Origin of the sequence: Binatus sp. (SeqCode) (assembly GCF_050013435.1) — a bacterium.
GTDB lineage: Bacteria > Desulfobacterota > Binatia > Binatales > Binataceae > Binatus.
Map to the genome: position 1 here is coordinate 1 of NZ_JBEKFG010000003.1, position 23,299 is coordinate 23,299.

22 protein-coding genes are annotated in these 23,299 nt (G+C 61.2%); 12 read left to right on the forward strand and 10 right to left on the reverse strand.

Annotation, left to right across the window (positions count from 1 at the left end):
- A partial coding sequence (locus tag ABSB13_RS00840) for a sigma 54-interacting transcriptional regulator (RefSeq protein ID WP_428104644.1) occupies nucleotides 1-514 on the reverse strand: 514 nt, incomplete at its 3' end.
- A 377-nt stretch (nucleotides 515-891) separates the two neighbouring features.
- Here ABSB13_RS00840 and ABSB13_RS00845 point away from each other — a divergent pair.
- A complete protein-coding gene (locus tag ABSB13_RS00845) occupies nucleotides 892-1,338 on the forward strand; it encodes a hypothetical protein (protein ID WP_428104646.1) in 447 nt (148 codons plus the stop codon).
- A gap of 209 nt (nucleotides 1,339-1,547) precedes the next feature.
- Here ABSB13_RS00845 and ABSB13_RS00850 read toward each other — a convergent pair whose 3' ends face one another.
- From ABSB13_RS00850 to ABSB13_RS00885, 8 genes are all read right to left on the reverse strand, one after another.
- Nucleotides 1,548-2,138 (reverse strand): hypothetical protein, encoded by a 591-nt coding sequence (locus tag ABSB13_RS00850; protein WP_428104648.1) that lies wholly within the window; start codon nucleotides 2,136-2,138, stop codon nucleotides 1,548-1,550.
- Between the two features lie 187 nt (nucleotides 2,139-2,325).
- Nucleotides 2,326-2,811, reverse strand: coding sequence for a tetratricopeptide repeat protein (locus ABSB13_RS00855; RefSeq protein WP_428104650.1), 486 nt, complete (start codon nucleotides 2,809-2,811; stop codon nucleotides 2,326-2,328).
- A 74-nt stretch (nucleotides 2,812-2,885) separates the two neighbouring features.
- Nucleotides 2,886-3,824, reverse strand: coding sequence for a type II secretion system F family protein (locus ABSB13_RS00860; RefSeq protein WP_428104651.1), 939 nt, complete (start codon nucleotides 3,822-3,824; stop codon nucleotides 2,886-2,888).
- Nucleotides 3,825-3,834: 10 nt separating this feature from the next.
- A complete protein-coding gene (locus ABSB13_RS00865; RefSeq protein ID WP_428104653.1) occupies nucleotides 3,835-4,794 on the reverse strand; it encodes a type II secretion system F family protein in 960 nt (319 codons plus the stop codon).
- Nucleotides 4,791-6,173 carry a TadA family conjugal transfer-associated ATPase gene (locus ABSB13_RS00870; RefSeq protein ID WP_428104655.1) on the reverse strand — a complete coding sequence of 461 codons (1,383 nt, stop codon included), beginning with the start codon at nucleotides 6,171-6,173 and terminating at the stop codon, nucleotides 4,791-4,793. Before ABSB13_RS00870 ends, ABSB13_RS00865 begins: the two co-directional genes overlap by 4 nt.
- 10 nt (nucleotides 6,174-6,183) lie before the next feature.
- Nucleotides 6,184-7,413: a CpaE/TadZ family protein gene (locus tag ABSB13_RS00875; RefSeq protein ID WP_428104657.1), complete on the reverse strand. Its 1,230-nt coding sequence runs from the start codon at nucleotides 7,411-7,413 to the stop codon at nucleotides 6,184-6,186.
- An 82-nt stretch (nucleotides 7,414-7,495) separates the two neighbouring features.
- Nucleotides 7,496-8,512 carry a Flp pilus assembly protein CpaB gene (gene cpaB / locus ABSB13_RS00880; protein WP_428104658.1) on the reverse strand — a complete coding sequence of 339 codons (1,017 nt, stop codon included), beginning with the start codon at nucleotides 8,510-8,512 and terminating at the stop codon, nucleotides 7,496-7,498.
- A gap of 259 nt (nucleotides 8,513-8,771) precedes the next feature.
- The gene (locus ABSB13_RS00885) at nucleotides 8,772-8,951 is read right to left on the reverse strand and encodes a Flp family type IVb pilin (protein WP_428104660.1); all 180 of its coding nucleotides are present in this window, start codon (nucleotides 8,949-8,951) and stop codon (nucleotides 8,772-8,774) included.
- Nucleotides 8,952-9,212: 261 nt separating this feature from the next.
- Between ABSB13_RS00885 and ABSB13_RS00890 the strand changes: the two genes are divergently transcribed.
- The 8 genes from ABSB13_RS00890 to ABSB13_RS00925 all read left to right on the forward strand — a co-directional run bounded on the left by ABSB13_RS00890 (nucleotide 9,213) and on the right by ABSB13_RS00925 (nucleotide 18,274).
- Nucleotides 9,213-10,151, forward strand: a complete 939-nt coding sequence (locus tag ABSB13_RS00890) for a hypothetical protein (protein ID WP_428104662.1) — start codon at nucleotides 9,213-9,215, stop codon at nucleotides 10,149-10,151.
- A 29-nt stretch (nucleotides 10,152-10,180) separates the two neighbouring features.
- On the forward strand, nucleotides 10,181-11,824 hold the full coding sequence (gene pgi, locus ABSB13_RS00895; protein ID WP_428104664.1) for a glucose-6-phosphate isomerase: 1,644 nt from the start codon (nucleotides 10,181-10,183) through the stop codon (nucleotides 11,822-11,824).
- 79 nt (nucleotides 11,825-11,903) lie between these two features.
- A complete protein-coding gene (locus ABSB13_RS00900) occupies nucleotides 11,904-12,335 on the forward strand; it encodes a GNAT family N-acetyltransferase (protein WP_428104666.1) in 432 nt (143 codons plus the stop codon).
- 87 nt (nucleotides 12,336-12,422) lie between these two features.
- Nucleotides 12,423-12,821: a CBS domain-containing protein gene (locus ABSB13_RS00905; RefSeq protein WP_428104668.1), complete on the forward strand. Its 399-nt coding sequence runs from the start codon at nucleotides 12,423-12,425 to the stop codon at nucleotides 12,819-12,821.
- A gap of 183 nt (nucleotides 12,822-13,004) precedes the next feature.
- Nucleotides 13,005-14,471 carry an ATP-binding protein gene (locus ABSB13_RS00910; RefSeq protein WP_428104670.1) on the forward strand — a complete coding sequence of 489 codons (1,467 nt, stop codon included), beginning with the start codon at nucleotides 13,005-13,007 and terminating at the stop codon, nucleotides 14,469-14,471.
- Nucleotides 14,468-14,923, forward strand: coding sequence for a response regulator (locus ABSB13_RS00915; RefSeq protein ID WP_428104672.1), 456 nt, complete (start codon nucleotides 14,468-14,470; stop codon nucleotides 14,921-14,923). Before ABSB13_RS00910 ends, ABSB13_RS00915 begins: the two co-directional genes overlap by 4 nt.
- On the forward strand, nucleotides 14,920-17,319 hold the full coding sequence (locus ABSB13_RS00920) for a hybrid sensor histidine kinase/response regulator (RefSeq protein ID WP_428104674.1): 2,400 nt from the start codon (nucleotides 14,920-14,922) through the stop codon (nucleotides 17,317-17,319). The genes ABSB13_RS00915 and ABSB13_RS00920 overlap by 4 nt, the downstream gene beginning before the upstream one ends.
- Before the next feature lie 76 nt (nucleotides 17,320-17,395).
- Complete coding sequence (locus ABSB13_RS00925) at nucleotides 17,396-18,274, forward strand: MaoC/PaaZ C-terminal domain-containing protein (protein WP_428104676.1); 879 nt, start codon at nucleotides 17,396-17,398, stop codon at nucleotides 18,272-18,274.
- A 16-nt stretch (nucleotides 18,275-18,290) separates the two neighbouring features.
- Here ABSB13_RS00925 and ABSB13_RS00930 read toward each other — a convergent pair whose 3' ends face one another.
- Nucleotides 18,291-19,532, reverse strand: coding sequence for an MFS transporter (locus ABSB13_RS00930; RefSeq protein WP_428104678.1), 1,242 nt, complete (start codon nucleotides 19,530-19,532; stop codon nucleotides 18,291-18,293).
- A 199-nt stretch (nucleotides 19,533-19,731) separates the two neighbouring features.
- Between ABSB13_RS00930 and ABSB13_RS00935 the strand changes: the two genes are divergently transcribed.
- The 3 genes from ABSB13_RS00935 to ABSB13_RS00945 all read left to right on the forward strand — a co-directional run bounded on the left by ABSB13_RS00935 (nucleotide 19,732) and on the right by ABSB13_RS00945 (nucleotide 23,231).
- Nucleotides 19,732-20,016 carry a PqqD family protein gene (locus ABSB13_RS00935; RefSeq protein WP_428104680.1) on the forward strand — a complete coding sequence of 95 codons (285 nt, stop codon included), beginning with the start codon at nucleotides 19,732-19,734 and terminating at the stop codon, nucleotides 20,014-20,016.
- Nucleotides 20,017-20,062: 46 nt separating this feature from the next.
- Nucleotides 20,063-22,015, forward strand: coding sequence for an asparagine synthase-related protein (locus tag ABSB13_RS00940; RefSeq protein WP_428104681.1), 1,953 nt, complete (start codon nucleotides 20,063-20,065; stop codon nucleotides 22,013-22,015).
- Nucleotides 22,016-22,091: 76 nt separating this feature from the next.
- Nucleotides 22,092-23,231 carry a 50S ribosomal protein L11 methyltransferase gene (locus tag ABSB13_RS00945; protein WP_428104683.1) on the forward strand — a complete coding sequence of 380 codons (1,140 nt, stop codon included), beginning with the start codon at nucleotides 22,092-22,094 and terminating at the stop codon, nucleotides 23,229-23,231.
- The last annotated feature ends 68 nt before the right edge of the window (nucleotides 23,232-23,299 follow it).

Below are 23,299 nucleotides of genomic sequence, written 5' to 3' on the forward strand. Positions count from 1 at the left end.
AATGCGACGATCCGACCGGCTGAACCTCGTGCGTCTCGACCGAGCGCAGCAGCTTGGGCTGGAGCTTGAGCGGCAATTCGCCGATCTCGTCAAGGAACAGCGTGCCTCCGTTGGCGGATCGGAAGTAGCCCTGCGACTCCTCGCGTGCGTCGGTAAAGGCGCCGCGAACGTGGCCGAACAACTGCGACTCGGCCAACGATTCGACCAGGTTGGAGCAGTTCAGCGTCACGAAGGGACCGTTTGGAACCGGACCCAGCGTATGGAGCGCGCGCGCGACCAATTCCTTTCCGGTTCCGGATTCGCCTGAAATCAGCACGGTCGCTTTGTACGGACTGAGCAACGATACCGACTTCAGGACCTTGCGCACCTGCGCCGATCGTACGACCATGCCGCCGAGCCGATCCGCACTGTGCACGAGATGCTCGAGCGACACCATCTCGCTTGCCCCGTCTCCGATAGGAGCCGTTCCCGATGCGAGATTTACCGGTGCCGATTGAGTGTCCGAGTGCTGCACAGTGCTTCCTCTTTGGCCGGTAATAACAGGTCAACAACAACCATTAGAGCAAATGACGGGCCATCGTCTCGGAATCGGGACACTCACTGAACGGTTGTCTCTAATAGGCACAACTGCGCGCCGCGCCGCATGGGGCGCTCGATCAGGCATTTTGGTGGCATCAAGCAGTCAGAATGCGACATTGGTTTGCCGCTGGAGATTGGCGCGGATGGCAATGGCGCAGGTTGATTAGCTGTATGCGCAGCAGCGATTAGCGACTCGTCAGCGAGTGTGGACAGTTGGGTTGGTTAGAGTTTCCGAGCGCCAACTTCGAGCGTACAATTGAGCGACATATGGCTAACTAGAAACTGCGACGGCACACGGGAGGAGTAAGAGCGATGTCACCGGACACTAAAGCTGCGACCATCAATACACTAGTCGAACAGTTCAGGGATGCGGGAAAGGCCGTGGACCGCGGGCTAGAGTTGGCCGACGTAATTGAACTGATTGGGAAGCTCGATGCTTTAGGCGACGTAACGGCGCAGATCCAAACGGCAGAAAAAACAGTGTCGCTACTTCGCTCACTTCGGACGACGCGCGCGCAGTCTACTTTGGATGCTCTCATGAAGCGACGCGATTCGCTGCGCAAGGCAAAAGAGCTGCTGCATACAATTGGCAACCCGGCCAGGTTGGAGGATCAAATTGCGGTCTTAGAAAAGGTGAGAGTGGAACTTCTCAAACCTCACGATATAGATACGTTGATCAGACAAGTTGCTGATTTGGGACCAAAGCTTGATGCTCTAGGCGAACTTATCGAGTGTCTTAATACATGGGAACCGTGGTGAGTTGACCATGTTCTGGAGGCCGTTTGTCGCTCGCGCTCCTGTCTGCTAAATCGTTCTTGCAATGAACCCCCGCCACGCCGCCGAGCTCGCGCTTGTGGGCTGGTATTTGATGTGGAAAAAAGCAGGTTGTGCGCCCGAAGTTCCCGGCTCTGTTACTAAACGCCCTTTGTCGTCTTGGATGATCGTCCCCGCCAGTGCGGCTGCCAACGTCAGGGGTCACTGCTCTGGAAGCCACCAGCCTCGATCTCGCGCTGAAGTTCCTGATTCCAGACCTCCCGAATCTGGGGGTTAGACCCGACGACATAACGGTTCGCGACATACACGCTGTACAGGGCGAGATCGAGGCTGGCGAATTTGCGCAAATCTGAGCAGTCGATCCTGAGCCACAGGACCAATGCGTCGCTCTTGGGCAGTTCATGCCCGTACTGGTCGCGGTGGACTGCTGCGGGTGTCGCAATGTCAGCCTTTATCGTCTGAATGGATGGGAAGCAGACGGCCACGCGCCGGAGCGGAGGCATTACTGTCCTCATCATGGAATCAACGGTCCCTTCTCCCAAAAACCCCGACGTAGAAAGCAAATCACCCACGTTTATAGTGAGCGCCACTGAGTTTGCCGTCACATTAAAGTCCTTGACCTGCGTCTTGTCGAGATACTGCGGTGCTTCTAGGACCGCGCGGACGGACTCGACCGTTGGTGCGCCACCTGGGCATGCGACCGGCTGTGCATTGCAGGCGGTCGCGGCCACAACTGCGAAAGATGAGATCACTAGCCCGAGAACCACGAAAGAGCGCAGCTTCACACGAGCACAGTTACATACATAGAGAGCTGAAAGGAACCCCCGGCTGCCAGCGCTGGATCAATCGAGGCGGGACCACGCGCTCACGCACTGCGTCAACGTTCGCAAGATCGAACTGTGCCTGCCGCACTGCGGCATCGTCATCGAGCGCGAGCGGGCGTTAAATCGGGCGCCGACTCCGCTTAATCGTTCAATTCAATAAGGCGCGGAGCTGCGCCAGCGCGGACTGGCAAGTCGGATCGCCGGGCGCGAGTGCGAGTGCGCCTTCGAATTCGTCGATCGCACGTTTCACCATTCCCTTGGCAGCGTAAATTCGGCCCAGGTTCATGAACGGATAATGACGCGGATCGTAACGCGGCGCGGTCTTGGCTTTTTCGAGCCACGGGACGGCCTCGTCGAGCTCGCCCTTGGCGATTAGATATGCGCCGATATCGTTGTATGGATTGCCAAACGCGGGATCGATTTCGATGGCGCGGCGGCACTGCGCGATCGCGTCGTCGATTCGTCCCATGCCCTCGAAGGCCCATCCCCGAAATGTGTAGGCCTCGGCGGTCGGAAAGACTTCAATCGATTTTGTGTAGAGTTCGACCGCGCGCTCGAGGTCGTGGTTCAGGTGAAAGCGCATCGCCTCGTTCCATAACTCAAGCGCGCGCATCCGCGGTTCCGAGTCAGCCATGATCGATCGGATATTGCGCCGATCCGCCCGCGTCAAGAGCGTCGCTTGCGCACGGGTCGCCACCGGCGCGGTCGCTAGGCGTGGGTAAGCGCCCGCATGATCTGAATCATGGCGGGGCCGACGATCACGCTCATCATGGCGGGCAAGATGAAGATCACGAGCGGGAAGAGAATCTTGACCGTGGTTTTTGCCGCGGCTTCTTCGGCGTGCATCCGCCGGGTGCTGCGCATCGAGTCCGAGATGGATCGGAGCGCGGGACCGATTGACGCGCCCAGCTTTTCGCTCTGCACCAGCGTCGCGGCCAGCGGTTTGATGTCCTCGACGGCGGTGCGATCGGCGAAACTTTTCAGCGCCTGGCCAAGCGTACTGCCGGCGGCGAGCTCGGCTGACACGATCGACAGCTCGGCGCCTATTTCCTGATTTTGGCGCTGCGTTTCGGATCCGACGATCTTGATGGCTTCGCTGAGGCCGAGGCCGGCTTCGACGCAGACCACCAGCAAATCCAAAACGTCGGAGAGTTGGCTGGCGATCAACTGCTGACGCTTTTTGGCCTTGCGGCCGATATAGAAGCCGGGTGCAAATGCGCCGATGCCCAGGCCCATCAGCATGAACATCAGCGGCTTGACGCCGTGGAAGCCAAACGCGATCGCGGCGACGAGCGCAAGGAGCGCAGTTCCCGCCGTCAATGAGAGGCGGGCGAAGTGAAAGATGCGGACGGCGCGGGGCCCGGGAAAGCCGGCGCGAACCAGGGTCTGTGCGATCTTCTCGCGCTCCGGAGTATTTGGCGCGGGTTCGGGAAGATGCCTGGCGACCCATCGAAACAGCGAACGCGCAAAGGTACTGGACTCCATGTCGACATTGGCGGGATTTCCATAGGCGACGCGCATCTTGACGCCGATCTCGGTGATGCGCTCGTCGAACGGGCGATTAATCCCGTAGATGGCCGCGTAGATCGCGACGGAGATCGCGCCGAACAGGAAAAACACGGTCAAGCTTGCATAGATAGCCGGCATCGCAGTTACTTCAGTACTTCACCTTGAGGAGTTTGCGAATCGAGAGGAACGCCAGGGCGTCGAGCACGCAGGCAACTTCGAGAATCTTCTGGCCGGACGGATCGTAAAAGAGCGTGTTGGTGTAGCTTGGCTGGATGATGCTGAACGCACCCAGCATCACGATCGGCAGGAAACCGACCAGTATCCCACTCATCTTGGATTGGGCCGTAAGCGCCTTGATTTGCTGTTGCAGACGCTGGCGGGTGCGAACGATTTCCGAGAGCCGTCCGATTATTATCGCCAGCGAGCTGCCGACTTCCGCCTGGACCCGGACCGCGACGACCAGCAGGCGGAGGTCCTCCTGCGGCACGCGCTTGAGCATCTCTTCGAGCGAGCGCGGCAGCGGCAGCCCGAGCCGGCTCTGTTCGATAGCGGAGCGGAATTCGGTGGAGATCGGATCGGCGAACTCGGCCACCACGACTTGCAATCCGCGCAGCAGCGTATGGCCGGCTTCGAGTGACGATTTGATCAAATCGAGCGCATACGGCAGTTGCTTGGCGAAGGCCTTGAGGCGCCGCTGCCTGCGCAGCCGGATATAGATTATCGGCAGGCTTGCCATCGCCGCGCCCATCGCGATCGACAGGAGTTCCATCCCCCAAATGGCCTCGCCGGCGATCAGGCCCGCGGTAAACATCACCAGGATCACGAGCAGTACGTCGACGATGCGGGCGTAGATTCCGGCCTGCCAGAGGTTTTCCTCGAGTTTTTGCAGCAGATTGAGCCGATAGAACCAGCTTAGAAATTCGCGTCCGGTAAGGCGTTGACGATCGGTCTTGGTAATATCGTCGGCCAGGGCAACATTGGGCCGCGACATCCGGCGCATCACGGTGCGCGTGACGCGGGGCCGATTGGGCCGCATGAACAGCATCGCGCAGGCAATCAGCACGAAGCCCGCGGCCGCAGCCGGGAAAAGCAGGTCGCCGAGGTTCATCGCGCAGCCATTTTGATCACGTTCGATTCGGTCTTGTATCCGGCCGTTTCGAGGCGCTGTGCGTATGCTGAGCGAATGCCGGTCGATTGAAAGGCGCCGTTGATTTTTCCCGTCGGGGTCGTGTCGGCGCGGACAAACTCGAACAAGTCCTGCATCATGATCATCTCGCCTTCCATGCCGCTGATCTCGGAAATCCGCATGACTTTGCGCGAGCCGTCGGAGAGCCGGCTGACGTGAACGATAATGTTGACGGCAGAGGCAATCTGCTGGCGCATCGCGCGCTGCGGAATCGAGACGCCCGACAGCAGCATCATCATCTCGAGCCGGCCCAGGCATTCGCGAGGACTGTTGGCGTGGATGGTGGCGATAGAACCGTCGTGGCCGGTGGACATCGCCTGCAACATGTCGAAGACTTCTGCGCCGCGGACCTCGCCGACGACGATTCTGTCCGGGCGCATGCGCAGACAGTTCTTGACCAGGTCGCGCTGGGTGACCTCGCCGCGGCCTTCAAGATTCGACGGCCGCGTCTCGAGCCGCACAACGTGGGGCTGCTGCAGGGAAAGCTCGGCGGAATCCTCGATCGTAACGATTCGCTCGTCCTCGGGAACGAACGCGGACAGACAATTGAGCATCGTGGTTTTGCCCGAGCCGGTACCGCCGCAAACGATTACGTTGAGGCGCGCTCGAACAACGGCGAGCAGAAACTCGACCAGGTCCCAGGTGAGAGCGTCCTTTTCGACCAGCGCGCCGATGTCGAAGCGATGCTTGCCGAAACGCCGGATCGATAGCGCCGGCCCGTCGAGCGCCAGCGGCGGGATGATCGCGTTGATACGCGAGCCGTCGGGCAACCGCGCATCAACCATCGGCGACGATTCGTCGACGCGCCGTCCGACGCGAGACACGATCCGATCGATGATCAGCATCAGATGCTGGTCGTCCTGGAAGACGACGTCGGTGGCGTGCAGCTTGCCGCGTTTTTCGACGTAAACCTGGTCGTGGCCGTTGACAAGAATGTCGGTGATTTCGTCGTCACGGAGCAAGGGCTCCAGCGGACCCAGGCCGAGCAGCTCGTTCTTAAGTTCCTCGATGAGCCGGCCGCGGTCGATGTCGGTCAGGAGGCGGCCATCCTCATTAAGAATGTCATTGATAGCGTCGGTGACCTTGACGGAGACCATCGCGGGCTCGAGGGTCTCGAGCTTGGACACGTCGATAGTCTCGAACAATTTGTTGTGGACCTTGACCTTCAAGCGGCGCGAGCTATCCGCGATCGCATCCTTGCGCCGGCGCACGGTCGCGCCGATAAGCGAGCCGCCGCCGGGAGTGGCCTCTGGCGGGCGTCCGCCCCTGGTGGCATTCGACAGCCTGTCTGTCAGTCCCATCTTGGATACCTCATCGACTTTGATGCGTGACGAAGGCGGATTTGAGCCGCGACATAAATGTTTCCTGAAGTGGGGCCAGTTCCGGACGCGGCATTACCAGGGCCGCGAGTTCGAGCATCGCGCGCGCGACCGGAGACGACGGCGCGAGCTGGAACAAGTCCTGCGCCTTCATTTCGATAGATTCGAAGGTACGATCGTCGGTTGGAATCTTGGCGTAGATGGGCCTGGCGAGAGTTGCTTCGATCGCCTTCTCGGTCAACGGATGCGACGGATTATAGCGATTGAGAATAAAGCGCGGCTCCAGCGTAGTCAGGTCCAGGCGCTCGAACAGATCGATGAATCGCCATGCGGATCGCGCCGCCGCGATCGTCTGATTGAGCACATAAAACAGATGCTCCGAGCGCTCCCATGCCGCGACCCCGTTTTCGTCCACATGGTCGCCGCAATCGACGATCACGTAGTCGAACAACTGCCGAATCAGATCGAGCACCGTGCCGACCGTGATGTCCGAAACCAGCTCGCCTTCTTCGATTCGCTTGGGCGCGGCCAGCAAATAGACCCCCGATTGATGCTTGGTCAAGGCGGATTCGAGCTGGATCGAATCGAGCTTACGGTCCAGCCGCACCAGCGGCATGATGGTCACTTCCGGATCGAGGTTGAGAAAGACCGCCAGGCCTCCGGTCTGAAGATCGAGATCGACCAGCGCTACGCGTTGATGCAACGACGCGAGCGCCAACGCGAGGTTGCCGGCCAGCGAAGTCACACCGACGCCGCCTATCAGGCTGGTGACGGAAATGACCACCCCGCCCTCACGGCGTTCGGTGCGCCAGCGCGCTTCGCTTATTTTCAGCAAGGCACAGGTAGCCTCTCCCGGGTCGAGCGGCCAGAAGAGAATCTCGTCGGCGCCCGCGCGCAGCGCTCGCTTCATCAGCCCGGCCGAGCGCGCGGTGAGGACGGCGAGCAGGCTTGGGCGCGGCGAATGGAGCGCCTGGCTCTGCAGAAAGCCCAGGGCAGCCTCCTCGTTGCCATTGACGATCACCAAGGTTGCGGCGGGCGGCGCGGCGACATTTTCGGAAAGATTCGCGGCGGTGGCAGTCTCGCCCTCGATGATCTCGAGTTCAGGCTCAATCAGCGCCGCCAGCACCGTCTTGAGCTGGGTGCGCTGCTCGCCGGGCTCGCCGACCAGCATGACCTTCATCGTGCTGCGACGACCCTCGCTCTTTGATCCGTTGAATGGCACTCGATGTTTCTCCTAAGTATGCGGGGCCTGGCAGCGGGGAATGTTCGTGCCTATGTTCCTGCGTATCTTCATGGCTTTCCCCTTATTGCCAGCTGCGATCACCGGCAAAGCCCGCCGACGAGGCAGGCTTTGCGGCCGAGACCGGAGATTCCGGTGCGCCGGTCAATCCCGGAGCCGCGGGTAACTGCGGTGGCGAAATGGCGGGCGTGTCCTGCTGCGCTTGAACGGAAGGACGCGCTCCCGCCGGGGAATTAGCAAAGGTGATCTCCTCCGACGATTTGCCATTGCGCATCACTTCCACTTCGATAGGAAGCTGCGCAGGTCCATGCGCTGGGCGCGCGGCGAGCGCCGGCGCCATCTGCGGTTGCATCACGGGCAACGTCGATGGGCCCCGATGCAAAAGATCATCGACTGCGATTCCCTTGGTCGCGACAATCTTGCTGTCGCTGTAGTTGCGCATCGCCAAACGCAGCATTCCCTCGTGACTGGCCAGGGTAAGTTTTTCGGCGTCGTCCGGAGTCACCAGCAACGTCACGACCTTTACTACTAGCGGCTCGTCCTTGACGTGTTCGATTTCCTGGGCGACCGCCAGAACCTCGATGTTCTGCAGAACGATCCGCGAGAAAGACGGCTCGCCCGGGCCAGTGCCCGAGACCGCGACCAGGATGTCCACGCGCATATGTGGCTGCACAAAGCCTGCGATGTCCGCGACTTCGTCCACCGGCACCGACATCGCACGCATTCCGGCTGGAATCAGCAGCGGCATCACGCCGGAGCTTTCCGCGCCCATGAACAGCTTGCTCGCGACCACCGGCTCATTGGCCAGGAACTGGCCCTTGGCGAACGAGCCCGCGACCGCCTGCGGATCCGTGAACGCGCCCTCCGGAACGCCGTCGCGCGCCCAGCGAACCAGTTTGACCTCGTCGGGCTCGAGTTTCGCGCCAAGCGGGATATCCTTTGCCGCGACTACGACTTCGACCGTGTGCGCCATCGCGCGCTGCACTTCGGACTCACGGGTTCTGATCGCGGAAAAGACCACAATCGCGGCCAGCACCGCGCCCATTCCCGCAAGGATTATGAAAACTATCGGTCGTTTCATCTATGCCCCCGTTCTAGCGCGACCCGCCGATGCGGTCCGCCCCCACCAGCACAATTCGATCGCTCACGCTCCCATCGCGCGTTGCGTCGCGAGCTGCGCCGCACCCGGCGAAGCCGGAGTTGCCTGAAGTCATTGTTTCTCTCACATCAAATCGTCACTTCGTCTGCAAAAAAACCCTGAGTTTCGGCGGCGGGGCATTCGGTCCCCGCCGCCTATCCCGCGCGCCTGGTTTCGACCGTGCGGGCCTTGGGGGCTGTTCTTACGCAGCCTTCAGTGTCGCGGTCACGTTAGTGATGATCGTGTTGATTCCCCCTTCGAGGCCTTCATACGCGATGTAGCCGGCTACCGCGATCGCCGCGATAATCAGCACGTACTCAGTCATCGTCTGTCCCTTTTTGCTCTCGCGAACCCTGATCATCAGTCTGTTGATGTAGTTCACTATCGATGTCCTCCTTTGCGCGTTGCGTCAGCGCAATCGATTTGTTTCATGCTCAGCACCTTGTACGAGGTTCAGGTGCACCACTCATGCCAGCGCTACCTCCGAGCGATAGTTGACGTAGCCACCCAAAGAAGACCGCGGGGGCGAATCTGGGACCGCCGGTGTCGCATCGCGATACATCAGATGACTCGGTCGCCGACACGGCAGTCCTTCCTTCTTGGCGGGTAGGCAATCGGCTGCCGCCTTTGCCATAATCAACTCATGCCGCGCTACTCCCGCACTCCTATTCTGCGCTCCGCCTTCCCGCGGATTGCCGGCCAAGCGGCCGTCGCGATCGCGCTGGCAGCCGTGCTCTCAGGATGCGCCCCGTCGGCGCTCACCGCGGCGCGTAGCCAAATAGCGGTCGGCAATTATCCGGCAGCCCGCCAAGAATTGGCCACTCTCTCAGCTCACGGCGGCGATTTGAGTGCGAGCCAGCGGCGCGAGGTGAAGGACGACCTCTGTCTGTGTGACTTCATGATCGGCCGCCCCGCGTTCACGCTGGCCGAGCAGCGCGCCGTCTGCGCCGACGCGGCCAAAGAACCGGGCAGCCAGAGCAGTTCGATCATCGCGCGAATCGACGAGGCGGCGCGGCGCAAAGACGCCGACGAGGTCGAAGCCGCTCTGTCCGACCACGACCTGGCAGACGCCGAGCGCGCTGCAACCGACTATCAGACTTTGCCGGCCGCCGATCCCGCAACAGTTGCGCGATGGTCCAGGCAGATCTGGACGTTGGCGGACGCGCAGGTGTTCGCCGATTCCACCGCGAAGAAAGGCTCGCTCGACGCCGCTATCTCCGAGGCGCGCAGGAATCATCGCGATGTCGAGAACATGGATGACGGCCAATTCACCCGATGGGTCGTCAAGACTGCGACCGTCTCGGGCACCCCGGTCGCCGCCGGCGTCGAGATGAAGGACTCGACCCTGAAGCTTTCCGTTGACGACGCCAACTTGCAACTCGCCGCGCTCAGTCTGGACAAACTCGCTGCGATAAACGACGCGATGGCGGCGCGATGCGGTTGCGACGCGCGCACCAACGTCGCCGTCGCTGAGACCGGCTTCCCTGCCTACTTCATCAGGCTGGATCCCGAGACCCGAATGTCCGAAGTAATGATCCTGCCGCGCGGCGATCGCGCAATCGTATCCGCCACCTCGAACTAGGCCTCCGCTGCGTCAGGTAAGGAGGCATCATGCCGGCATCAGCGAAAACCAATCCTCTGAGCGAGCGCCCCGCGTGGAAGGCATTGCAGGCGCATTACAACCAGATTCACGACCGCCAGCTGAAGACTCTGTTCGCCGAAGACCCCAATCGCGGCGAACGGCTGGCCGTCGAGGCCGCCGGCCTGTACTTCGACTATTCCAAGCATCGCGTGACCGACGAGACTGTTCGCTTGCTGCTCGCGTTGGCCGGCGAGGTGGGACTGCGCGGGCGCATCGACGCCATGTTCCGCGGCGACAAAATTAACCTGACCGAAAAGCGCGCCGTCCTGCACGTCGCGCTGCGGGCGCCGCGCGGCGCTTCAATCGGCGTCGATGGCGACGACGTGGTGCCCAAGGTCCACGCGGTACTCGATCGCATGGCGGATTTTTCGGCGCGCATCCGCGGCGGCTCGTGGAAAGGCCACACCGGCAAGCCCGTCCGCAACATCATTAATATAGGCATCGGCGGTTCCGACCTCGGCCCGGTCATGGCGTACGAGGCGCTGCGCCATTACAGCGACCGCAAGCTGACCGTGCGCTTCGTCTCCAACGTCGATGGGACCGATTTTGCCGAAGCGACGCGCGACCTCGACCCGGCCGAGACCCTGTTCATCATTTCGTCGAAGACTTTCACCACGCTCGAGACGATGACCAACGCGCACAGCGCGCGGAGCTGGAGTCTGGCCGCGCTTGGCAACGAAGCGGCGGTGGCGAAGCATTTCGTCGCGGTCTCGACCAACGCCGCCGAAGTGGCGAAATTCGGCATCGACACGAAAAATATGTTCGGCTTCTGGGATTGGGTCGGCGGCCGCTACTCGATGGACTCCGCGATCGGCCTGTCCACGATGATCGCCGTCGGCGCCGACAATTTCCGCGCGATGCTGTCCGGCTTTCACTCGATCGACGAGCATTTTCGCACCGCGCCGTTTGGCCGCAACCTGCCGGTCCTGATGGGCCTGCTCGGAGTCTGGTACAACGATTTCTTCGGCGCGCAAACCGTCGCGGTGCTGCCGTACGAGCAATACCTCAAGCGCTTTCCCGCCTATCTCCAGCAGTTGACGATGGAATCCAACGGCAAGCACGTCACGCTCGAAGGCGCGCCCGTCGATTATCAGACCGGACCGATTTACTGGGGCGAGCCCGGCACCAACGGCCAGCATTCGTTCTACCAGCTCATCCACCAGGGGACGAAACTGATCCCGTGCGACTTCATCGGTTTCTGCCGGCCGCTCAATCCGCTCGGACGCCATCACGATCTGCTGCTCTCGAACGTATTCGCGCAGGCCGAGGCGCTCGCCTTCGGGAAAACGCCCGAGCAGGTCAAGGCCGAAGGCACGCCGGATTGGCTGGTGCCGCATCGCGTGTTCGAGGGCAATCGTCCCTCGACCGTGATTCTCGCCGACCAGCTGACTCCCGAAACGCTCGGCAAGCTGGTAGCGCTGTACGAGCATAGCGTCTTCACCCAGGGCGCAATCTGGAACATAGACTCATTCGATCAATGGGGGGTTGAACTCGGCAAAGTTCTGGCGCAAAAAATCATCCCGGAGCTGGAATCCGCCGCGGAGCCGAAGCTGGCCCACGACAGTTCGACCAACGCGTTGATTCGCCGCTACCGCGCCCGGCGTCGGAGCTAATGACGACAGCGTCCGCCGCGATTGCCGCGGCCCGGCGCCAGTTGCCCTGGGTCGTGAGGGGAACATCGGAGGACAACCAATGAATATCAATATCCCGCCCGTCGACGAGAAGCCTTCCGACAGCGATATCCATTTTCTCGAAGATCGTATCAATGAGTACAACCTCGAGCGGACTCGTCTCAAAGACGGGAAAATCCTCTCTTACCTGGTGCGCGAGGAAGACGGAACGATCATTGCCGGCCTCTACGGTTGGACCTGGGGTGGATGCTGCGAAATCCGCTATCTTTGGGTACGGTGGGATTATCGCAATCGCGGATATGGCAAAGCTCTGATGGCGGCGGCGCAGACCGAGGCGATTGCGCGCGGATGCCGCCAGATGATCCTGGACACTCACAGCTTCCAGGCGCCGCGCTTTTACCAGGGTCTCGGCTTTGAGATCGTCGCCACTCACGCCGACTATCCGCGTGGCCATCAGAAGCACTACCTGAGAAAAGCTCTTCTGGAATCTTAATGACCTCGATTCAGCTATGATTATCGCCTAGCTTGGCGGTCGCTGCGATCGATGCACCGGCCGCAGCCGCATTCTGGAGGAAGTTAGATGATACAGCTGGTCGAGGTCCTGATGACGCGAAAAGTAGTCACCGTAAGACCGGCCGCTACGCTCGCGACCGCGGCATCCAAGATGAAGGCGGGACCGTTTCGACGGCTGCCGGTCGTCGAGGCAGACCAACTCGTCGGAATCGTAAGCGAATTTGATTTGAGACGCTATGCGGACGCGCTCGACTCGACGCTCGTCGAAACCGCGATGACGCGTCATCCGATCACCGTGATGTCCTCGGACACGCTGGAACGTGCGGCCACCCTGATGCGCCAGCACAAAATCGGCGCGCTTCCCGTTATGCACCTTGGCAAACTCGTCGGCATCGTTGTGGCAAAAGACCTCATGATGCCCGAGCCGCGACCGCTGCCAGAGTGGGATCCGCGCAACCGCCGGTAGCGCCAGCCCCGATATCGATTGCCGCGATCGGCGTGCCACTTTTGTGCCGCCGCCGTCATCCAATTGCCGCCGCCCGCACGTTTAGCTCGCCTGCAACAAGCCCGTTCATTCACGCCGCACGGCATAAATCTTGAACTGCAAGAACCAGGCGCTGCCGGGCAGTGATGTGAGAAGGAGCAATCTGTGGGCGAAGGCAAGCTTGGGAAACGGAACCTCACCGACAGATTACTTTGGGCTGGCCTTGCCGCGGCTATCGTTGCGGCGGTGGCAATCGGCTGGAATGCCGATAAGGACGCGCATGAGTCCTACGCCTGGAACAACTGGGTAAGTCACACGCAAAGTGTGCTCGACGCCCTGGACGACGCGCAAGAGAATTCACTCGCAGCGCTTTCCTCAATTCAAAACTACTACCAGAGCGGCGATCTGAAGAATTTGGCCAGCGTCAGCAATTCTATCTCAAAGCTAAAGCGCCGGTCCGTAGTACTCCGCTCCCTGACCGGGGATAACGCGTCCCAGCAGAATCGACTTGATCGAATCGATCAGATTGAGCGCCGCATGACAGCGCTCTCTGAGAATATTATTCGTTCGGCTCCGGCCTTTAGCCAGCCACAGTCCCTCAGGGCGCCGGAGGCTGCGGGGCTGAGTACCGCCGTTTATCAACTGTTTGTGCAATTGTACCAAATGTCCGCGGTGGAACGGCGGCTGCTGACAGAACGCACCGCAAGGGCCCGCGCGACGTCGCGCCAGAGCACGACTGCGTTGGAGATCGGCGGCAGTATCGTCTTCCTATGGCTGCTGATAGTCGGCGGCTACGCCTTCCTGACCACGAGGCGGCTGACTGATATTGCAAAAGCTCTCGCGGTCAGCGAGGTAGCTCGCGTCACCGAGCGCAAGCGCGTGGCGGACGATTTGCGGGCACTGAGCGAATCCGAGCGGAGATATGCCACCCAGCTCGAGGTCGTCAACAAGGAACTGGAGGCGTTCTCGTATTCGGTGTCGCACGATCTTCGCGCGCCGCTGCGCAGTATAGACGGCTTCAGCTCGGCGCTGATGGAGGATTACGCCGACAAACTCGACGAGCAGGCCAACCGTCACCTACGCCGGATCCGGGCGGCCGCTCAGCGCATGGCTCAACTGATCGACGACCTGCTCAAGCTGGCGTTCGTAACGCGCAGCGAGATGCGCACCGAAGCGGTGGACCTGAGCGCGTTGGCCAACGTCATCCTGGCCGAGTGCCAGACGGCCGAGCCGCTGCGGCAGGTCGAGTGTGTGGTTCAGGACCGGATCATGGGCCGGGGAGATCCGCATCTGCTGCGTTTAGTGCTTGAAAATCTGCTCGGCAACGCATGGAAGTTCACCGGCAAGACGCAGCAGGCAAAGATTGAATTCAAAGTGGCGGATCAGGACGGACAGGCGGTTTATTTCGTCCGCGACAATGGAGCCGGCTTCGACATGACCTATGCCGAAAAACTATTCGGCGCATTCCAGCGGCTTCATGCGGCAGCCGATTTCCCCGGGGTCGGCGTCGGACTGGCGACGGTTCAGCGGATCGTTCGACGCCACGGCGGCCAGGTTTCGGCACAGGCAGCGGAAGGCCAGGGAGCTACGTTTTCGTTTACTCTCGGAGTCAACCATGGGGGGCAACAATGAGCGAACGGGTGATCCTGTTAGTGGAAGACAACGCTGACGACGAAGCGCTGACGCTGCGCGCGCTCAAGAAGAACAACATCACCAACACGATCGTGGTCGCGCGCAACGGGGTCGAGGCGCTCGATTACCTCTTCGGCACGGGACAGTACGCGGGGCGCGACACCAGCGTCCAGCCGGAACTGATTCTGCTCGATCTGAAGTTGCCCAAAGTGGACGGCTTCGAGGTGCTAAGGAAGCTGCGCGCGGATGAGCGGACGAAGCTGCTCGCCGTGGTTATTCTGACCTCCTCCACTGAGCAGCAGGACATCGTCAACGGCTACGGCCTGGGCGCTAACAGCTACGTTCGCAAGCCGGTTGACTTTCAGCACTTCATGGACGCCGTCCGGCAGCTCGGCCTGTATTGGCTGGTCCTGAACGAAAGGCCGTTTGCCGGTCTCAGGAACGGCCGATGAAGCAGTCGCGCCGCATCCTGATCGTCGAGGACTCGGCGGACGATGCTGAGCTCGAGGTGCGGGCGCTCCGGCGCGATGGCTGCGACGTGACCTACCAGCGAGTTGATACGCCGGAAGCAATGCTGGCGGCGCTCGAAGGCGGCGGCTGGGATCTGGTCATCGCCGACTACTCGATGCCGCATTTCAACGGGCTCGCCGCATTGAAGATGCTGCGCGACAGAGGACTCGACCTGCCGTTTGTCCTGGTCTCGGGGACGGTGGGCGAGGAGCTGGCCGTCGAGGCCATGAAGTGCGGCGCGGATGACTACGTTTTGAAGAGCAACCTGGCGCGGCTGCCGCTCGCCGTCGAGCGCGAGCTGCGCGACTATGAAGAGCGAATCGGGCACCAGCGTGCCGAGGTCCGCTACCGCAGTCTCGTCGATCGCGTGCCGGTCGGATTGTACAGAATTTCTACCGAAGGAAATATTCTCGAGGCCAATCCGGCGATGGTCGAGATGCTGGGATTCAAAGACGCCGACAGTCTCAAATGCGCCAACATCGCGCAGCTGTGGCTGGACGCGGGGGAGCGCGCCCGGCTCGCGGCTATCATCGCAAAAGAGGGAGTGGTCCAGAACTTCGAAATGGGGATACGCCGGCCCGACGGCAGCGTCATCTGGTGCGAGCAGAGTGCGCGCGCTGTTTACGACGCAGCCGGCAAGGTCGAACACTACGAGGGGGTGATGCTGGATACCACCAGCCGCAAGCGCGCCGGGGAAGAGGCCGATCGCGCCCGCGATGGAGTGCGTGACCTTGCGCTGGAAGCGGCCCGTCTGCGCTCGGAATTCCTGGCCAGCATGAGCCACGAGATTCGGACGCCATTGGCAGGAATCATCGGGGCCGGAGAGCTGCTGTCGCTTTCCGATTTGACTCCCGAGCAACGCCGCCAAACTGAGATCGTTCGGTCAAGCGGCGAGCTGTTGCTGACCACCGTCAACGACATACTCGACTTCTCGAAACTCGCAGCCGGCCGGGTCGTGCTGGAGAAACTTGACTTCGACCTTGTCGAACTGACGGAAAGTCTAATCGATTCTTTTGCAGTGGCTGCTCGCGGCAAAGGGATCGAGCTTGCCCTGTATGTGGACGTGAACATGCCAAGCGGCTTGCGAGGCGATCCGAGCAGGCTGCGCCAGATTCTCAACAACCTGGTGTCGAATGCGATCAAGTTCACCGAGCACGGCGAAGTGATGGTCCGGGCAAACAGGGTGGAAGACACAGCCGACGATGTGCTGGTGCGCTTCGAGGTGTCCGACACGGGGATTGGAATTCCATTCGAGGCGCAGGGGCGCCTGTTTCAGCCATTTGTTCAGGCAGAAAGCTCGACGAGCCGGCGCTTCGGCGGCACCGGACTCGGCCTCGTCATCGCGGCCAGGCTGACCGATCAAATGGGCGGCGAGATAGGATTTGAAAGCGCGCCAGGAAAAGGATCGAACTTTCATTTCACCGCGCGACTCGAGAAGGGACTGGAGATTGTGCGTCCGTGGATGACTGCGACAGCCACCTCATGCTTCAACGGGATACGCGCGTTGATCGTCAACGACAGTCCATCCAGTCGTCAAATCCTTTCCGAATACCTGACGTCGTGGGGAATTGAGAACGCGGCGGTCGGCAGCGGGGCCGAGGCCCTGGATATTTTGAAGCTGGCGCGGACCGCTGACGAGAAGCAAATCGTTGCGCTGATCGATGAACAGATATCCGGCCTGAGCGCGCTCGGCCTCGCGCGTGCAATCAAGGAGCGCTCCGATATCAAAAATAGCAAGGTGATCATGCTTAGCGCGCAGCGCGCTGTGCGCAATGCGACCGAAGTGGTGGATGCGTGGATTACAAAGCCGGTGCGTCCGTCGCACCTGTTCAGCTGCCTCCTCGAGTTATGCAGAAGTGCCGATGGCGTCAGCACCAAGACCATCGCGGCCCCGCCGGCACCGAGCCCGATTGACAATGAACCGCCGCAATGGCGCAAGGCGGTACAGGTGCTGTTGGTGGACGACAATCTGGTGAATCGAACTATCGGGGCGCAGCAGCTTTCCGTCCTCGGCTACACGGCGGAAATCGTCGATGGGGCACGGCGAGGGTTGGAGTTCGTGTCGTGCCGGCGCCCCGATATTGTCTTGATGGACTGCGAAATGCCCGAGATGGACGGCTACCAGGCGGTCGCGGAGATCAGGCGGCGCGAAGGAAATACTCGGCACACCGTGGTAGTCGCGCTTACTGCTCACGCGACGGAAGGCGATCGGGCCCGATGCCTCGACGCCGGAATGGACGATTATCTGAGCAAACCCGTAAAGCTGCAGTCGCTTGCAAAAATGCTGGACATCTGGGCAAGCGGCAAGCTCGACCACATCCTCCCTTCGGCGCAGTAGATGACCTCAGAATGCCTGCGAGGTGCTCGATAGGCGCGATGGACGGAGCGGGTGACGGCAGATAGAAGTAGCTATCATGCCGCTTGAATCATCGATTGTGGGCAGCACGGGTGCGCCAATGGTCAGCGAGATCGATTCGCGCTGGACGATGGCCTATGCCGCCGCGCTTGGCGACGCGATGCCCTGCTACATGGACACCAATCGCGCCGTGATTGCGCATCCGATGTTTCCGGTCTGCTTCGAATGGCCGGTGCAGGTCGCGATGCGCGCGCAGTTCGAAAAATCCTCCACGCTCACGCGCGACGAGGCGATGCGCGCCGTGCACGCGACGCATGACACTGTCCTATATCGCCCGATTCTGCCCCCCGAGCGGCTGACGACGCAGCTCACGGTCGCGGGAGTCCAGCGGCGCACGCCCGGCGCGTACATGGTCACGCGCCTCGATACCATCGATGGCGCAAGCAAGCCGGTTTGCACGAGCTGGTATGGCGCGCTCTATCGCGGAGTTGAGGTCAAGGGGCCCGATATTCCGCCGACGCATCCGCCAGCGCCGTTGCAACCGATCGTCGAGGAAGGCGAGCCGCGTTCGCAGTGCCGGGTCGATGTGCCGTCGGGCATGGCGCACATCTACACGGAGTGCGCGCGAATCTTCAATCCGATACACACTGACGCATCGGTAGCGCGCGCCGCCGGGCTGCCCTCGATCATCCTGCACGGCACCGCGACGCTCGCGATGGCAGTGTCACGAATCATCGAGAGCGAAGCGGGCAACGATCCTGCGCGAATTGAAAGAATTGCGGGCCGTTTCGGCGCGATGGTGATGATGCCCTCGACGCTGACGGTGCGGGTGCTGGGGCGCGATGACAGCGCGGACAGGGCGGCGGTCTTCTTCGAGACGTTGAGCGGCGAAGGCGGGCTTGCGATCCGCGAGGGACTTGTGGTGTTGCGCGCGTAGTTCACGACGAGTTCTGCTAATCGAACTGTTCGTCGGAGGGTTTGACGGCGCGGAACTGAATCAGCAATGCGATGTCGTAAATTGTCTTGAGCGCGCCCGCGCAAATCAGCGGCCATCCAAATGACGAATGATTCAGCATCGCGCCCGCCGGCAACGGCGCCATCGCCGCTGCCAGGCTGCGCGGCACATTGGTCACCGTCGCCGCGGCCGCGCGCTCCTCGGGCGGCACCACCGCCATCACATACGACTGGCGCGCGGGAACGTCCATCTGCGAGGTCGAAAAGCGCAGCAGCAGAAATGTCATCGCCAGCCCCGGGGTCGGCATCAACGCCGCGACGATCAGCATGACGTTCGACGGCAGATGGCTGAACACCATCGTGTTGATCCGGCCGAACCGCGCCGAAAGCGCCGACGAAATAAACTGTGAAAACGAGCCAAGCAGTCCGGCCGCGAAAAAAAACGTGCCCGCCACTTGAACCGAGAGGTTGAAGCGCCGAAACAACCACAGCGCCAGCAGCGACTGAATTACGAATCCGCCGCCGAGCGAGTCGAGACTGAACAGCGCCGAGAGCCGCAGCACGATTGCCCGCGACTTCGCCAGCGGCGCGGACCTGGCGGGCTGGCGCTCGACTTCGACGGCCGGGGAGAGACGCCGATAAACCGCGAACGCAATCACCGCGATGATCGAGTATGCGACGAAGCCCGACCGCAGCGCCGGCGCGAGCGCCCATCCATGGCGCGCCGCGAGGATCGCCGGCACGCCACTGGCCAGCGCGCCAAACGCACCAGCCGTCGCGCCCGCAACATTGTACAGCGCGAACATCGCGGTCAGATCGCGAGGCTCTGCGGCCTCGGCCAACGCCGCCTGTTCGACGGGCAGAAACAGGCTGACGTCGCCAGCCGATGGATTCAGCGTGCCGACGACCGCCACCACGAACAGCAGCCAGAAGCTCTCCGTGGTGGCGAATCCTATCCCCGTTGCCAGCATCAGCGCGCACGCCGCAAGCAGGACTCGACGCCGGCCCAGCCGATCGGTGGCCAGCCCCACCCATAGCGTTAACGCCGCCGAGCCCAGCAGCGTGCCAAACACGATTGCGCCGACGCGGAGCGGATTGAAGCCGATCGCGGTCAGGTAACTTGGCAACAATATGCTGACTGCCCCGTCGGCAAGGCCGCGCAGCGCGCGTGTCGCCAGCAGCAGCTTGGCGTCAGTCGTAGCGCTGCGCGGGAACCATCGACTGATCGGACTCACCCTCATCTGGCCGAAACCTAACCCCCTAGCCCTTCCCAACGTGGGAAGCGGAACAATCGCATTGAGATGGTCTATAAGGCGCGCGCCGCCAAGGGAAGCCAATAGCATAACGCTCTGTTCGCCGATCCGCTGCTTGTGGCATACTCGTGGCCTCTGCGCGTGTTTTGGGGAGCAATCGTCCACGGCCATCCGAAGGGAAAACTTGATGCGCGTCGAAATCAGCGATGGCGTCATATGGCGGGATCTCGGCGGCGACGTAGTCATCCTGAACGTCGAAACCGGCATCTACTTCGGCCTCGACGGCTCGGGTGGCCAGATATGGCGCGAACTCGTCGAACACGGTTCCATTGAGAAAACCTTCGCGTCGCTAAAGCAGCAGTTCGATGCCGAGCCCGACGAATTACGCCGCGACCTCGACGCTCTCGTGGATCAACTTGTCGAAAAGAGACTCGTGCATCTGATCGCCGAACGCAAAGGTCGTTTGCGATGACGCCGAGGCTGGAGGCATCGGGCCGTCACCTCGGCGCTTCGATCTAATGAGCGGCATCGCGGTCCTCTATCAATGGGACGGTGCTCCAGCAGACCGCTCGACCGTCGAGCGGATGATTGAGGTCATCCCGTACCGCTCGGTTGACGGCTTCGGCGTATGGGGCAACGGCCCGGTCGCAATTGGGCATGCAAAGCTCCAGACGACGCCCGAAGCTTCGGCCGAGACCAGCCCGTTCGTGGACGAAGCCAGCGGGCTCGTTCTATCGATGGACGGGCGGGTGGATAACCACGACGAACTCGCGGCGGAGTTGAACTCGCATGGTCATCGTGTTCGCACGGGCACTGACGCAGAGATCATGCTTCGCGCCTGGCAGCGCTGGGGTGCCGAGGCGCCTGCGAGAGTCATAGGCGATTTCGCGTTCGCCTTATGGGACCCATCGAAGCGGACGCTCTTCTGTGCCCGGGATCCTCTAGGAGTGAAGAGCTTCTACTACTTCAATGGCCCGGGGTTCTTTCTGTGCGCCTCGGAGCTTCATCAACTGTTCCAGGATCCAAGGGTCGTACAAAGACCGAACGAGCCTGCTGTAGCCGAGATGCTGGTGAGGCTCCCGGTTGATCGCGAGGAGACACTCTTCGAAGGTATCCGCCGCCTCGAGCCCGCGCATTATCTGAGCGTGAGCGCGCGTGGCGTGGAACGCCGGCGCTATTACGATCTGGACGCCTCACGGGAGATCACCTATCGGAGCGACGACGAATACTCCGATCATTTTCTCTCACTGTTCAAGGAGGTGATGCGATGCCACCTTCGCAGCAACAAGGGAGTCGCCTCGGACCTGAGTGGCGGGCTTGATTCCGGATCGATTGTCTGTGTGACCGAACAACTACGCCGCGACGGCGAAGTGCAACTCCCGAATTTTGAGACCTTCACGGTTCGCTTCGACACCGGACCCGCGGCCGAGGCTGAGTACGTCGAAGAGGTCTTGCATAAGTATCCTCATCGCCATACCTACGTTCCTCCAGGCATGGCCCCGCTCGGCCAACTCATTGCCCAGGTTGCGCACTACCTGGACCTTCCGGATTTTCCCAACTCTGTATGCGCCGATTACACGCCGCTGCTTGGCAATCGTAACGACCTGAGAGTTCGGCTGACCGGTCTGGGCGGCGACGAGTGGTTTGGCTCGACCTACGCTGCATACGCCGACCTGTTGAAGCAGTTTCGCATCGTCGCGCTGTTGCGCACGCTGCGGATTGATCGAAACCAACCGGCCGGATTCGCGCCTTTTCCGGGCTATGCCAATGCTCTGGTGCGGTATGGAGTCTTGCCACTCGTGCCCTACCGCCTCAAAGCGGCGCTCAGGCCATGGCTGCGTCGCCCGCCCGAGCCTCCCGCGCTGGTCGTACCCGCGTTCGCGGCCAGGATGAAACTCATGGACCGGCTGTCTGCGAGGCAGCCGTGGCCCCGATGCCGCAGCTTCGCGCAGCAGCTCCTCTACCAGGGCTACTCGTCCGGATGGCTCTCGTACGCGCTCGAGATGGACGCGCGCTGGACCGCGGGCTTTCGACTGGAGGGACGCAGTCCCTTGCTGGACCGCCGGATACTCGAGTTTGCCTTCGCCATACCTGATAACCAGCGCTTCAGGCCCGGCGTTAGCAAGTTCGTGTTGCGCAATTCGATGCGCGGAATCCTGCCGGAGCGAATCCGGCGGCGGTCTTCCAAGGCTGACCTGACGGAGTTACACCCGATGGCGCTAATCGCGCTTGGTGGAGAGCGGCTGTTCGATCGCCTCAACGTCGTCAAAAACGGATGGGTCGACGGAGTTGCTGTGCGCAGGCTCTACCGCTCGATGGCTGAGGCGTTTTCGCGCCGCGATCCCTCCTACATGGAGAATGTCCTGGAACTATGGAATATCTTTGCGGTCGAACTCTGGCTCAACGTGGTGTTTCTCGGTATCAGCGAGCCTTTCAAGCACATAACCGAAACCAGCGCAGCGGCTTTGTGACGATCGTCGCTGCGCTATTCGCGCTGTAAACGCTGTCGCAACGTAAGGCAGAGCGAACTGAAATGGAACGAGTAAAATGTCTTTGATGCTGGATGAGCATCGCCTGTATCTTTCCGACCTGACCCGAACCTCATTGTTTCGACGGGCGATCAACGCGGTGGTCAAGCCGGGCGATGTCGTGCTCGACATCGGCTGTGGAACTGGGGTGCTTGGCCTGCTCGCGATGAAGGCCGGAGCCGCAAGGGTGTACCAGATTGACCAATCGCCCATGATCCAGGTCGCCCGCGACGTGGCATCTGCCAATGGTTACGGGCAAAGCACGATCGGGATTCACGAACGCTCCGGTCGTGCCAAGCTTCCCGAAAAGGCCGACGTCGTCGTTGCCGATCAGCTGAGCCACTTCGGAATTGGCGCCGGGATGCCCGAGGTATTCAACGACGCCCGCCGGCGTCTCCTCAAGCCGGGCGCCCGCGCGATCCCTCGACGCATCGAACTCTTCGTCGTCCCGGTGAATTTCCCCGACATGTGGCGCATCGCCAGCTTCTGGGACAAACGCCATGCGGGGCTGAAGATGTCGTCGGCACGCAGTATTGCATTCAATACCGTTTACCCCAGCGAGAAGAGCCCGCGCCGGATGCTGGGCAAACCCGCGCGGATGTTCAGCTTTGACCTTACGGAGCTGACGCCGGAACGTTTCTCTGCCAAGGCCGCGATCGAGGTTTCAGCGGCCGGCGTTATGCACGGTCTCAGCGGATGGTTCGTTGCCGAACTGGCGCCGGGCGTGATCATGACCAATTCGCCCTTTCGCAAAAGCCGAATCCAACGGTCCGCCGCGTTCTTTCCGGTCGAGAAGCCTTTAGCGCTGAGCAAGGGGGATCGCCTGGATATCACGATGACTGCTATCAGCACGCAGAACCTCCTTAGCTGGAAGGTGGAGGTCTTCAATACCAAGGGTAGGGAAAAAGCACGGTATGTTCATTCCACGCTCAAGGGAATGTCACTCATGCCTGAAGAATTGGCGAAGACACGACCAGACTTTGTGCCACGGCTGTCGGATTGGGGTGCGGCGCGAAGATCAGTGATGAACCTGGCCGATGGAACACGTATACTGGCCGAAATAGAAAGGGAAATGCTCCGACTTCACTCGGATCTTTTCCCATCAATAGCCCATGCGTCGGAGTACGTCACCAAGGTTCTCATGACTGACTTGACCTAGGTCGTCGTCTTGCATACGCTGAGTGCGCGTTTCGAATTAGGTAGCGCATCCGTATCTTGACCAGCTTC

What these genes read in the sequence shown, in the direction of transcription:
- ABSB13_RS00845 (WP_428104646.1), top strand. Translation starts at nt 892, where the DNA reads ATGTCACCGGACACTAAAGCTGCGACCATCAATACACTAGTCGAACAG.
- ABSB13_RS00855 (WP_428104650.1), bottom strand. Translation starts at nt 2,811, where the DNA reads ATGGCTGACTCGGAACCGCGGATGCGCGCGCTTGAGTTATGGAACGAG.
- ABSB13_RS00860 (WP_428104651.1), bottom strand. Translation starts at nt 3,824, where the DNA reads ATGCCGGCTATCTATGCAAGCTTGACCGTGTTTTTCCTGTTCGGCGCG.
- ABSB13_RS00865 (WP_428104653.1), bottom strand. Translation starts at nt 4,794, where the DNA reads ATGAACCTCGGCGACCTGCTTTTCCCGGCTGCGGCCGCGGGCTTCGTG.
- ABSB13_RS00870 (WP_428104655.1), bottom strand. Translation starts at nt 6,173, where the DNA reads ATGGGACTGACAGACAGGCTGTCGAATGCCACCAGGGGCGGACGCCCG.
- cpaB (WP_428104658.1), bottom strand. Translation starts at nt 8,512, where the DNA reads ATGAAACGACCGATAGTTTTCATAATCCTTGCGGGAATGGGCGCGGTG.
- ABSB13_RS00890 (WP_428104662.1), top strand. Translation starts at nt 9,213, where the DNA reads ATGCCGCGCTACTCCCGCACTCCTATTCTGCGCTCCGCCTTCCCGCGG.
- pgi (WP_428104664.1), top strand. Translation starts at nt 10,181, where the DNA reads ATGCCGGCATCAGCGAAAACCAATCCTCTGAGCGAGCGCCCCGCGTGG.
- ABSB13_RS00900 (WP_428104666.1), top strand. Translation starts at nt 11,904, where the DNA reads ATGAATATCAATATCCCGCCCGTCGACGAGAAGCCTTCCGACAGCGAT.
- ABSB13_RS00905 (WP_428104668.1), top strand. Translation starts at nt 12,423, where the DNA reads ATGATACAGCTGGTCGAGGTCCTGATGACGCGAAAAGTAGTCACCGTA.
- ABSB13_RS00915 (WP_428104672.1), top strand. Translation starts at nt 14,468, where the DNA reads ATGAGCGAACGGGTGATCCTGTTAGTGGAAGACAACGCTGACGACGAA.
- ABSB13_RS00920 (WP_428104674.1), top strand. Translation starts at nt 14,920, where the DNA reads ATGAAGCAGTCGCGCCGCATCCTGATCGTCGAGGACTCGGCGGACGAT.
- ABSB13_RS00925 (WP_428104676.1), top strand. Translation starts at nt 17,396, where the DNA reads ATGCCGCTTGAATCATCGATTGTGGGCAGCACGGGTGCGCCAATGGTC.
- ABSB13_RS00930 (WP_428104678.1), bottom strand. Translation starts at nt 19,532, where the DNA reads ATGAGGGTGAGTCCGATCAGTCGATGGTTCCCGCGCAGCGCTACGACT.
- ABSB13_RS00935 (WP_428104680.1), top strand. Translation starts at nt 19,732, where the DNA reads ATGCGCGTCGAAATCAGCGATGGCGTCATATGGCGGGATCTCGGCGGC.
- ABSB13_RS00940 (WP_428104681.1), top strand. Translation starts at nt 20,063, where the DNA reads ATGAGCGGCATCGCGGTCCTCTATCAATGGGACGGTGCTCCAGCAGAC.
- ABSB13_RS00945 (WP_428104683.1), top strand. Translation starts at nt 22,092, where the DNA reads ATGTCTTTGATGCTGGATGAGCATCGCCTGTATCTTTCCGACCTGACC.